Raw genomic sequence first — 11,271 nt, 5'->3', positions numbered from 1 at the left:
GAGGACCCAGAGACCGCCGAAGAGATCCGGCTCACCTACTCGCGCGGCTACATCTCGGAGAGGGAGATGGAGCGCCGTCTCGAGGTCGTGCTCGACCCGCGAAACGACGAGCTTCGGCGCGTGGTTGAGTGCGTGTCGGGCATCGGGTCTGAGTGGTCCTGGGCGGTCGCGGAGGCGTTCGAGTCGGAGGCGGACCTCGCGAGTGCGTCTCGCGATGACCTCGAGGCCGTGCCAGACATCGGGGAGAAGCGGGCCGCGAGCATCCGGGAGCGGGTGGCGCGATAGCGGACGTCTCGGCGTCGACCTAACTAATTCCGGAAGAGGTCCCTTCCTGACTGTTGACGTGGGGGGCTTCTTTCGTGAGCGTCTCTCGACCCAGTGAGCAGCCGTGCTCGGCCCTGTTGTGCGGTGTGGCAGGCCGGAGCCGTTATGGCTCCGGCCGTTTTCTCTCTTCCCCCCAGGGGCACTCATCGTAAGGGACCCCGGAACACCCCCATACCACCCGGACCCGGATTGAGCCGGTCTCTGGAGGGTTCACTGAGCCGGTCGGGCTTCTCAGCAGCCGTGAACCTACCGATATTTAGATGAAAATTTGGTCGAAATTAGGTGGAGCTCTTTCGCATACACCTTTGTGGAAGTGAAATGAGCGGTCAACGATCCTCTGTGTGTAGACATGTATGAGTCAAGGAAGGAAACGCGCCACGAGACGGCGAAAAGAAGGGTCACAGGACGGCGCTGGCGCTATCGATCGCCGGCGAACACCGGCCGCTGGCGGACGTCAGCCTCCGCTGAACAGAGGCGAGTCGTCAATGCGGACGCGGACGTGGTCCTCCGGAAGGTACCCGCGGTCGAGGGCGATCCCGAGCTGGGCGCCGTCGAGGTCGACATCGTGGAAGTATCGCCAGCAACGCTGGTCCGGTGTGCCATCGCGACCACGATCGTCATCGTCCCTGTCGTCCTCCTGGTCGCTGTCGTCGTCGACGTCCACGATGGGCACCTGGTCGTCCTCGCTTTCGCCGTCGCTGGACGAGCTCGAGGACGCGGGCGTGAGACCAAGCGTCCGCTTCAAGAGGCGTTCCTCGACGCGCGTCTGCCGGCGCCGGGAGCGGTCCTCGGCCGTGTCGTTCGGGTAGACGCGGTCCAGAGCCTCGCGAGCATCGTCCTCCCACCACTCGGCACTGAACGTGACGAACGTGACCGCGTCGGGAATCGTCTTCAGGATACCCGGCTCCTTCGCGGTCCCCGTGAGACGGGCGACGTGGCCGCGGACCGTCCGCTCGACGAGCCCGACATCCTGGGCGATCTCCGCATACGTCGCGATGTCGCGGCGTTTGATACTGTGGAGGATGTCGTACACGGCCGTCGTCTGGCTCTTCCGAGCTTCGGCGTACACGCGGGGCGTGAGGCTCTCGTAGTGGTCACGAAGCCACGCACGACGGCCCTCGGGATGCTCCCATGAGAGGAGATCCGCGGCCGGCCCCAAGCTCATGTCGTCCTGGAGGATGTGCTCGGTTCCGACGTCGGCCCATCTCAGGTGAGAGAGGAGGATGGACTCGAGGACGTGCGTAATCTGCTCCCACCGATCGACGTGATAGGCGTCTCCGCCACGCGGACGGCCCTCGAGAGAGACCTCGACCTTCGGCTGGTCCATCGGGTACTCGAGATACTCGGCCGGCGCATCCGGCATGTAGAGCTTTATCTGAACGTCCTGGCCGCGGAGGATCGGAAATCCGAGCTGCTCCCAGCCGTCGGTCCGAAGCTTCACGATCTTCCACGTTCCCTCGGAGTGGACGGTCTCCTCTTTGAGGTCCGCCTCGTGGCGAGCGAGGAGCTCCGCCGACTGACGCATCGTGTGGACGATCTCCGGCGCGACCTCCTCGGCGACGCGGTGGTGGACCTCGCTCTTCCAGAACGTTCGGCTCTCGTTCTGAGCGTCGAGGTCGTCCCACTCGTAGCCCAGTACGTCGTACAGGAGCGTCTCGATGCGGCCCTGAATCTCCTGGGTACTCTCCGCCCAAGTCGTCTGAGCTCTGATCTCCGTGCCACTCCCGTACGGCGGACTCCACTTCTGGACGATTCCCTCCTCCTGGGTCTTCCGGGCGAGCCCCGCGTCCTGGGGGCGGATCGTGACGTTCAGCGACGTGGTCGGCGTCCCGAACCAGCGAACCTCGCCGTCGTCGTCCAGTGGTTTCAGCGTGAGGTTGTACTTGAAGTAGGCGCGGAAGTTCCCGGCGCTGGTGACCTGGCCGAGTTCGCACCTGGACGAGTTCAGCGTGACAGCGACCGGCTCGTCGAAGAGTTCGTACTCGTCCTCGAGAACGACGTACTCTCGCTCGTATCCCTTCGGCGTTTCGACGGTGTGGACTTCGTCGGCGTCCGCGGCCTCGTACCACCGAGCGCGGGCGGTCTGATATGCTGATCCGTCGGGTAGGTCGCGATCGCCGGAATCGTGTTCGATCTCCGCAGCCGGCCGGTACTGGTCGTTCAGGACGACGTGGAGGTTCCCACCGTGGCGAGTGGGCTCCGGCAGCTGCTCGGTAGTGGTCGTGATGCCCTCAAGCCGGAGGAGCCCACCGTTGTCCGTCGGCGGTTCTGCGGGCGTCGGGGCGTCGAGACTCATGCGACGACCACCCCGCTCTCGAGGTCATCCTCGCGGAGGACCGCGGTCCACGAGAGTCGCGCGACCGGGCCGTCAGCGCGGCCAGTTTCGCACCAGGAGCCACGGAGTTCCTCGACGATACTCGCGGGAACGATGATGGCGGCGACGATCTCCACCTCGGGCCCGGAGGGCGTCTGGCGCCGTTCGTAAACGGCGAGGTAGTAGGCGCCGCCCGCTTCGAGGAGGACCTCGTGGGACGGCTGTTTGATGTAGAATCGACCGCGACACCGCCCTACGCCGTTCCTCACCCACGGACGCGTGGTCTTGATTTCGACCGGCGTTCCTTCCTCCAAGAGAAGCACGCCGGCCAGCGGACGCTCGGGGCGTCCCTCGAGGAGCGTCGTCGTCCGCGCGTCGTACCGGAACGTCTCCGTCTTCGGAACGTGCTCGAGGGCGGATTCGGACTCGGTGATCCGAAGCTCCAGGTCTTCGCCGATCTCGTTCGCTTCGGCGCATCCTGAACTCACGACTGACCACCTCGAAGGTGTGCGACGGCGGCGTGAACGCTGTACTTCGCGTTCTCTAGAGAGATCACCGTCACGAGGGTATCGTCCTTCCGAACCAGGACCGTATCCGAGGGGCGGTGATAGCGCGCCTCGTCGCCGTCGAGTCCGTGACGATGGATCTCCTTCGCGTCGAGCCATGCGCCGGCCGGGTCCAGAGTGGAATCGGCGGAGCGGACGAGCCAGCGGCCCTCGGCGTGCGAGGAGATGCGCGGTACGCAGGACGTCACTCGTCTTCACCTCCGCGACTCCAGGCACTCTCGGGGGTGATGCGGAGGTGTTTATCGACCGTCTCGGCTATCACGTCGGCGTGACAGCGCGGGGCGTCCTCGTCCCCGGTCTCCTCGAGACGGTGGCACCAACAGCCGAGGACGCGACCCCGACAGCGCGCGTACAGTGCCCGGCGGAGCTCGGCGTTTCGCTCTAAGAGCGTCCACAGTGCTGCTTGGAACGCCTCGACGACCTCCTCGCGAGTTCCGAGAGAGCCTACCGGGTACGGATTCCCCAGCCATCCCGCCTCGCCGATCTCCGACGTGACGAGGTCGTGCTCTCCCTCCGAGCCGTGCCGGCCGGCGTACACGTCAGGGCTGTCATACTGTGTGTGTCCGACGTACGTGAACCGGGGGCTACCGTCCGGGTACTCGGTCGGGAGACCCAACTCAGCGACTACTGCGGGCCGCGTGAGGATCGCCGCCTCCGGATGTTCGCCGGTCTGCTCGGCGAGTCGTTCCTTCCGCGCACGGGCGCCGTTGGGTCGCCCCGCTGACCCGTCAGGAGTACGCGTCGTGCCACGGATATCAGCGGACCCGCCACCGTCACCGAGTGCCTCGGGTGAGAGTGCGGCCTCCAGCGCGTCCTCTGCCGGCTCGAGGTCCTCCCGGTAGACGGGAATCCACACCGGGTTACGATTGCTAATCTCGGCCAGAATGCCGACCATCCGGCTCGAATATCCGTTCGCGGAGGGGCCGCCGACCGTCTCAGGTACGAGAAGGTCATTGTAGGAACTGTCGTAGCCTCGTGAACGAACGGTCTCGACGCCTGCCTCCTGGAGCGCGTCTCGGAGGTCATCGTCCGCGAGACGTACGACGGGGATTTCCAGTTCCCCGCGGGAGTGTGTGATCGGGAGCTCCGAGACGGGGTCGATCACGTCCCCGTGCTCGTCCCGCTTGAGCTCGCGAAGCGACGGCCAGGACGTGACGCCGTACTTGTCGAGACTCACGGATCCACCTCCTCGCCGCCGTCGGCAGCAACGCGGCCGATATCCTCCTCGTCAGGCTTGAAGTAGTGGCTACCCCCGTTCGGGAGGTGGTCCGGGCGCTCAGGACAGCCCGGATAGTGGCCGAACTCGCCGGGGACGTCCGAGGATTGCGATTCGGTACACCGCGCGCGACAGATGGGACATCGGAACTCGCCGACGCCCTCGGTCGTGAGCCGACCTCGGTTCTGGTCGCCGAGGGTCACGCACCCTCACCTCCCTGAGATTGTTTAGCTTTGAGAGGTATCTCTCGGGAATGATAAGTTAGCGCTAAGATCGCAATGGGGTCGGAGGGATTTGAACCCCCGATCGACTGATATCTCCGGTGTCGCGCCTCGGTCCTCCAGAGGGTCGTCGTCGCGGCCGATGATCAGTCGGACGCTCGGTATATCAGTCTGGAGTTCGTCACCGGGCGGTCTGCCTCTGGAGTCAGTCGCCATGCCGGGCTTGGCCACGACCCCTCGCGTCCGTTCCTTCCCCCGATTCGCCTAAAGGGATTTCGGTTCGGTCGGCCCCGCCGAACCCCTCGAACGGTGACCGGATCCGCGTTGCTACGGCGGGTACGACGAACGGCGAGTCCGAGCGGAAGATTGATAGGTCCCGTACGGGCCGTTTCAACGTGTTCGAGTGGCTCTTTCCGACGTGGACGAACCCCGCCGTTCTCGCGCTGATCGTCGGAGCGCGGACGCTGGCTAACGGCGCCCTGGCCGTGCTCGTGGCCAGGTCACGGAGCCCCGGAACGGCCATCACGGGCGTGGCGGCGGGTCTCGCCCTCCTCTCGACGGCTCTCACGGTGTCGGTCCTCCGAGGCGACCTCGGACTGGGCGCGTCCTACCTCGAGTTCGCCGTCCAGGTCGCACTCGTCGGCCTCGCCGGAGTCGCCGTCCGGTCGAACCCGTCGACCGGACGCTGGCGAGCGACGGCCCTCGCTGCGTTCTGCGCGGTCGGGCTACTCCTGATCACGATACCGCTGTACGGGGAAGCTACCGTCGCCCCCTGACGCCGCCCCGACGATCGGCGGGGTGAAACGCGCCGGACGGGTTCACGATCCGACGTTGCGCGCGCCACCACCCGGGAGGAGCGTTCGGACCGATCGGTGATACCACCTGGTCCGGGACCGGGTCGTACCGCCCTCCACGGAGGGGCGCTCCCGAGTTCAGTCGCTCTCGGCCGGAAGCGTGAACGAGAACGTCGCTCCCGCTCCGAGTTCGGACTCCACCCAGATGTCGCCCCCGTGGCGCTGGACGATCCGGTGGCAGAGCGCGAGCCCGATCCCCGTGCCGGCGTGTTCGCCTCGGGAGTGAAGCCGCTGGAACACCTCGAAGACGCGGTCGCCATCCGACGGATCGATGCCGATCCCCTGGTCGTGTACCGAGACGAGCCACCTAGACCCGTCGCGCTCGGCGGTGACGTGGATCCGCGGCGGTTCGTCGCCGGAATACACGATGGCGTTGTCCAGCAGGTTCTGGAACACCTGCCGTAACTGTCTCTCGTCGCCGTGAACGCGGGGAGTTCGTCGGCGGTGATCTCGGCGTCGCTCTCCCCGATCTGGATCCGGAGGTCCGACAACACGTCGTCGAGCACCACGTCGAGGTCCACCGGTTCGAACGGGTCGCCACGCGATTCGACGCGCGAGTACCGGAGCAGGCCCTCGATCATCCCCCGCATGCGGTCGGCGCCGTCGACGGCGAATTCGAGGAACTCCTCGCCGTCCTCGTCCAGCGCGTCGGCGTACCGTTGCTCGATCAACTGGAGGTAGCTCGAGACCATCCGCAGGGGCTCCCGGAGGTCGTGGGAGGCGGCGTACGCGAACTGCTCAAGGCGCTCGTTCGACTCCTCCAACTCGTCGACCAGTTCCTCCAACCGACGTTCGCGCTCGACCCGGTCGCTGACGTCCGTGAACATCACCCCGACCAGCTCCGACGTCTCGTCCCCGACCGGGAACGCGTAACACTCCAGCACCCGCCCCCGCGCCACGAGTCCGCGTTCGAACGAGACCGGTTCGCCGGTCCGGACGACGCTCTCGTACGTGTCCACCCACTTTCGAACGTCCTTCGGAACGACGCCCCGGAGCGTCTCCCCGACCGCGTTTTCGATGCCGGTGTGTTCCTCGAAGGCCGAGTTCGCCTCCACGTAGCGGAAGTCGGTCGGCTCCCCCGGAGCCCCCATCCGCTCGATGACGCAGTACCCCTCGGACATCGACGTGAACAGGTTCCGATACCGCTTCTCCCTCTCCTCGAGCGCCCGTTCGCGGCGTTTGCGCTCGGTGATGTCGGTGACGGCGCCGTACAGCCGAACGGGCTCGCCGGCGGCGTCGAACTCGACCTCACCCCGGGCCACCAGCCACGTGAGCTCGCCGTTCGCGTCCCTGGTCCGATACTCGGCGTCGAGTTCGCCCGTCCGTAGCGCCCGCTGGAGCCGTTCCCACGTCTCCTCGACGTCGTCCTCGTGGATCGGTTCGAAGAACGTCTCCATCGATGCGCCTCCCGTCGCCACGTCCGACTCCTTGCCGTACGTTTCCGCGACGAACTCGTCCCCCGTGACGAGGTCCTCCCGGACGTCCCAACTCCAGAGGCCGATCGAGGCGGCCTCGGTCGCGAGGTGTAGTTGCTTCTCGCGGTTTCGCAGCCGGCGCTCCTTCATCGAACGGTCGACCGTCGACGCGAGGACGTTCGCGACGCTCCGGACGAAGTTGTCGTCGTTCTCCGTGAACTCCCGGCGTTCGGACGTGAACGTTCCGAGCACGCCCCACGGCGACTCCACCGAACCGACGACGACGGTGATCCCGCTGACGACCTCGTGGTCGACCAGCAGTCGATCGCCCGAGAAGCGGTCCTCCTCGCGCAGGTCGTCGGCGATGACCGGCTCCTCCGAGAGCAGCGAGTATCCCGCCCGTGACTCCTCCCTCGTGGGTACGACGGCGTCCCCGACGGCGCCATCGGCCCAGCCGGTACCCTGGCGGAGGACGAACTCGTCCTCCTCGGACAGCAACTCGATCACCTGGCAGTACTCGACGTCCAACGTGTCGGAGACGGTGACGACCGCGTCGCGGAGCAGTTCGTCGAGCGTATCGGTCTCGAGCGCTCGCCGGATGAGTTCGGCGACGGCTTCCTGCTGGCGGATGCGCGACCGGAGTTCCTCCCCCTCCGCGTCGGACGAAGCCATACGCCGTCACATGTGGAAGCACAGCCGTAAGGCTTGTTCTCTTCGAATCGCCGTCACAGCGGACGAGCGGCCGACGGAGCAGGTTCCTCGTCGCGGCCGATTCGCCCCGATGGCGTCCGTGAAAGGGGAGGCCGACGGAACGGTTCGGTCAGCGGTCCGTCTCGCTCCAGGGGCACTCCTGGCACTTGTAGCCGACGACGAACTCCGTGACGGAGGGCATGTACCCCACCGAGAGGACGTCGCCGCCGCAGTCCGGGCACGTCCGGTCGGCGTCCTCGATGTCCTCGGTCTCCATTGCCGGTTCGCCCTCGATCAGCTCCGCGAGCTTTCCCGGCGTGACCATCCGGCCCTCGACGACGCGGTTGCTCATGTCCGTCGAAGACGGTCGGCCGAAGTAAAGCCCGCGGTCGCTACCGTGGCGAGTCGAGCCGTCCGGCGACGGGGCGGTCACCCCGAGCGGAGGACGGTCCGGGGACCTACAGCCAGGGGGCCCGGTTCGGCCCGTCGTCGCTCTCGCCCTCGTTCACGTCCGCGGTCGTGCCGCCGTCCACGGGGTCGATGCCGGTCGGGTTCGTCCCCTCGGCGTCGACGTCGACGGTGCCGGCCGAGTCGACGCCGCCCGCCGTCGTGGCGGCGGGCGCCGACCCGACGGCGTCGCCGGAGCCCCCACCCCCGTCCGCGCCGACCCGCGAGGCGGGAGCGTCGGACTCGCCGTCCGCGTTCGCCGGCGTCGCGTCCGGCCCGACCCCATCGGACGACGCGGGGTCGCCGGCGGCCTCGGGGTCGTACGAGAACACCGCAGTCACGCAGAGCACCCCGAGCGCGACGGGTTGTTCGGTCGGGAGGAGTCCGAGCACCGACAGCGCGAGCATGCCGAGCGCGACCGCCGAGCCGAAGCGGAAGCGGTCGATGTCCACCCTGTCGCGCAGGTGGTCGCCCGCGAGTGCGACCGCGAGGGCGAACCCGACGCCGACGCCCGCTGCGGCGGCCGCGCGGGCGAGCAGGCCGGGATCGAGCGTCACCCCTAGCTGGGCGCCGTTCGGGTCGAAACTCGCGACGAGACCGAGCAGGATGATGGCGCCCGGCCGGGGGAGGTACTCGCCGACCTGCGCGCTCGCCGTCTTCGCCGCGACGGCGAGGATGACGAGCCCCGCGAAGCGGTGGAACGTCTCCGTGAGGAGGCTCTCGATGGTCTGGGCCAGCGCGGCCTCCGCGACCGCGAGCGGGACGATGACGGCCCCCAGCAACAGGATGGAGACCGCCTTCTCGCGGGGCGTCCCTTCCATCTCGGCGAGCACGACCGCCATCGTGGCCGATCCGCCGAAGATGAGCAGCCCCGTCTCGACGATGCCGAACGGCACCGTGAGCGCCCCCGCGATGACGAGCGCCGGGAAGATGCCGTCCACGAGCGGGAGCGCCATGACGGTCGCGAGCAGGCGCGTGGCACCGCCCACGTGCCGCTCGAGGCGGAGCGCGATCGGGTGCCTGGACGTGCTCATCTACCGACGGCCGTGCGCCTCACCGACGGCGCGGCGGTGGCGATGGGGCGAGTCCGCGTGCGCGTGCGAGCGGAACCCGAACCGGAAGGGCCACCGGAACCCCGTCGCTCCGCGTTCCACCGTCGGTTTCGCCGTCTGCCGGAAGAATGTCGCGAGCGCGTCGCCGAGGCTCGCCTGGCCGACAGTGCGTTCACCGTAGTGGGACACGGAGTCCATACACCCACGATGCCGCGAGCCGGCAATAAACGTTGTGTGGGATTGGGGCGCACGGCACACGAGAAACCACGGCCACATTTATGTACTCCTCCTACTATCTCACGGATTCTATCCGTGATAGTCGACGTTCCATCGTCGCAGCGCGTCGGTTCGGGCAACCTTTGCGAGGGCGACGTTACGCGTTCCTCGACGATCGGAGCCCCACGTGAGCCGGGGTGGCGGCAGTTCGACCGGAACCCCGACACGAAGTGACGCGGGCGGCCGCCCTCGCAACGCTTTTGGGACCCCGACGACCACCGATGACATGGCGAACGACGTTTCCGACCAGGGGGCTTTCTCCGAGAAGTTGGCGGTGCCCGAGGCGCTGACGTTCGACGACGTGCTGCTCCGGCCGAAGGAGAGCCGCGTCGAACCCGACGACGCGGACGTCGGCACGCGCGTCTCGCGGAACGTGGAACTGAACATCCCGGTGCTCTCGGCGGCGATGGACACCGTCACCGAGAGCGACCTCGCCGCCGAGATGGCCCGCGAGGGCGGCCTCGGCGTGCTCCACCGGAACATGACCGTCGAGGAGACGGCCGCGGAGGTCGAGCGCGTCAAGCGCGCCGACGAACTCGTCATCCGGCGGGAGCAGGTCGTCACCGCCGCGCCCGACCAGACGGTCAGCGAGGTCGACGCGATGATGGAGCACGAGGGCGTCTCGGGCGCCCCCGTCGTCGACGACGACGACGCGGTCCTCGGCATCATCTCGGGGACGGACATCCGTCCGTACCTCGAGGTGGGCGAGTCCGACGCGGTCAGGGAGGCGATGACCGACGAGGTCATCACCGCCGACGAGGACGTGACCGCCCGCGAGGCGCTCGAACTGATGTACGACCACAAGATCGAGCGCGTCCCGGTCGTCGACGACGAGAACCGCCTCGTGGGCCTCGTGACGATGCAGGGCGTCCTCCAGCGGCGCGAACACGGCGACGCCGCCCGCGACGGCGACGGGGCGCTGGTCGTCGGCGTCGCCGTCGGCCCGTTCGAGGAGGAGCGCGCGGTCGCCGCCGACGACGCCGGGGCGGACGTGCTGTTCATCGACTGCGCGCACGCGCACAACCTCAACGTCCTCGACTCCGCGCGGGCCATCAAGGACGGCGTCGACGCCGACGTGGTCGTCGGGAACGTCGGCACGCGGGAGGCCGCCGAGGCCGCCGTCGACTTCGCGGACGGGCTGAAGGTCGGCATCGGTCCCGGCTCCATCTGCACCACGCGCGTCGTCTCCGGGGCGGGCATGCCCCAGATCACCGCGGTCGCGCAGGTCGCGGACGTGGCCAGCGAACACGACGTCCCGGTCATCGCCGACGGGGGCATCCGCTACTCCGGCGACGCCATCAAGGCCGTCGCGGCCGGCGCGGACGCGGTGATGCTCGGCTCCTACTTCGCGGGCACCGACGAGGCGCCCGGCCGGGTCATCACGATGAACGGCAAGCGCTACAAGCAGTACCGCGGCATGGGCTCGGTCGGCGCGATGAGCGAGGGCGGCGGCGACCGCTACCTCAAGGACGCCGAGGAGGACGAGGAGTTCGTCCCCGAGGGCGTGGAGGCGGCGACGCCGTACAAGGGGAGCCTCGCCTCCGAGCTCCACCAGCTCGTCGGCGGGATGCGCTCGGGGATGGGCTACGTCGGCGCGGACTCGATCCCGGCGTTCAAGGAGCGCGCCGAGTTCGTCCGCGTCTCGCAGGCCGGCCAGACGGAGGGCCACCCGCACGACGTGACCATCACGGACGAGGCGCCGAACTACACGCCCGGAGAGTAGGACGGAGCGGACGAGGGACACAGACGAGGCGGACGAGGCACGCCGGACGGGGAGTGGTACCGGAGTGCTCGAGTGAACCGCTCCGGCCGACGCCCGACGGTGACCAGTCACCCCGGCGGCCCCGTCCGCCGTGGCCGCGCGGAGTCCGTACGAGGAAACAATCGCGTGAACAC

Annotated in this window: 11 protein-coding genes, 1 tRNA gene and 1 pseudogene; 3 read left to right on the top strand and 10 right to left on the bottom strand. The window is 68.0% G+C overall.

Annotated features, from left to right (window positions below):
- The first annotated feature begins 66 nt into the window (after positions 1–66).
- Positions 67–285: a helix-hairpin-helix domain-containing protein gene (locus HUG12_RS10790; protein ID WP_179268777.1), complete on the top strand. Its 219-nt coding sequence runs from the start codon at positions 67–69 to the stop codon at positions 283–285.
- Positions 286–778: 493 nt separating this feature from the next.
- On the opposite strand, the gene HUG12_RS10785 is transcribed toward HUG12_RS10790, so the two are convergent.
- The 6 genes from HUG12_RS10785 to HUG12_RS10760 form a co-directional block, all read right to left on the bottom strand.
- Positions 779–2,620: a DUF7845 domain-containing protein gene (locus tag HUG12_RS10785; RefSeq protein WP_179268776.1), complete on the bottom strand. Its 1,842-nt coding sequence runs from the start codon at positions 2,618–2,620 to the stop codon at positions 779–781.
- On the bottom strand, positions 2,617–3,126 hold the full coding sequence (locus tag HUG12_RS10780; protein WP_179268775.1) for a hypothetical protein: 510 nt from the start codon (positions 3,124–3,126) through the stop codon (positions 2,617–2,619). Before HUG12_RS10780 ends, HUG12_RS10785 begins: the two co-directional genes overlap by 4 nt.
- Complete coding sequence (locus HUG12_RS10775) at positions 3,123–3,392, bottom strand: RNA-binding protein (RefSeq protein ID WP_218836300.1); 270 nt, start codon at positions 3,390–3,392, stop codon at positions 3,123–3,125. The genes HUG12_RS10780 and HUG12_RS10775 overlap by 4 nt, the downstream gene beginning before the upstream one ends.
- A complete protein-coding gene (locus tag HUG12_RS10770; RefSeq protein ID WP_218836299.1) occupies positions 3,389–4,309 on the bottom strand; it encodes a DUF4326 domain-containing protein in 921 nt (306 codons plus the stop codon). Before HUG12_RS10770 ends, HUG12_RS10775 begins: the two co-directional genes overlap by 4 nt.
- A gap of 68 nt (positions 4,310–4,377) precedes the next feature.
- The gene (locus tag HUG12_RS10765) at positions 4,378–4,623 is read right to left on the bottom strand and encodes a hypothetical protein (protein WP_179268773.1); all 246 of its coding nucleotides are present in this window, start codon (positions 4,621–4,623) and stop codon (positions 4,378–4,380) included.
- A 76-nt stretch (positions 4,624–4,699) separates the two neighbouring features.
- Positions 4,700–4,878 (bottom strand) — tRNA-Trp (locus HUG12_RS10760).
- A gap of 158 nt (positions 4,879–5,036) precedes the next feature.
- On the opposite strand from HUG12_RS10760, the gene HUG12_RS22040 reads away from it, so the two are divergent.
- Positions 5,037–5,417 carry a hypothetical protein gene (locus HUG12_RS22040; RefSeq protein ID WP_179268772.1) on the top strand — a complete coding sequence of 127 codons (381 nt, stop codon included), beginning with the start codon at positions 5,037–5,039 and terminating at the stop codon, positions 5,415–5,417.
- A 156-nt stretch (positions 5,418–5,573) separates the two neighbouring features.
- Here HUG12_RS22040 and HUG12_RS10750 read toward each other — a convergent pair.
- The 4 genes and pseudogenes from HUG12_RS10750 to HUG12_RS10735 form a co-directional block, all read right to left on the bottom strand.
- Positions 5,574–7,582: pseudogene (locus HUG12_RS10750) on the bottom strand (ATP-binding protein).
- A 148-nt stretch (positions 7,583–7,730) separates the two neighbouring features.
- The gene (locus HUG12_RS10745) at positions 7,731–7,952 is read right to left on the bottom strand and encodes a DUF5795 family protein (protein ID WP_179268771.1); all 222 of its coding nucleotides are present in this window, start codon (positions 7,950–7,952) and stop codon (positions 7,731–7,733) included.
- A 106-nt stretch (positions 7,953–8,058) separates the two neighbouring features.
- Entirely contained in the window at positions 8,059–9,081 is a 1,023-nt protein-coding gene (locus HUG12_RS10740) for a DUF5794 domain-containing protein (RefSeq protein ID WP_179268770.1), read from the bottom strand.
- Positions 9,082–9,297, bottom strand: a complete 216-nt coding sequence (locus tag HUG12_RS10735; RefSeq protein WP_179268769.1) for a hypothetical protein — start codon at positions 9,295–9,297, stop codon at positions 9,082–9,084.
- 304 nt (positions 9,298–9,601) lie between these two features.
- Between HUG12_RS10735 and guaB the strand changes: the two genes are divergently transcribed.
- Complete coding sequence (gene guaB / locus HUG12_RS10730) at positions 9,602–11,098, top strand: IMP dehydrogenase (RefSeq protein ID WP_179268768.1); 1,497 nt, start codon at positions 9,602–9,604, stop codon at positions 11,096–11,098.
- Positions 11,099–11,271 lie beyond the last annotated feature (173 nt).

The organism is Halorarum salinum, from assembly GCF_013402875.1.
In the GTDB taxonomy this organism is placed as follows: Archaea; Halobacteriota; Halobacteria; order Halobacteriales; family Haloferacaceae; genus Halorarum; species Halorarum salinum.
Note: the sequence above shows the minus strand (reverse complement) of the source record. Positions and strands in the feature narration are given on the sequence as shown.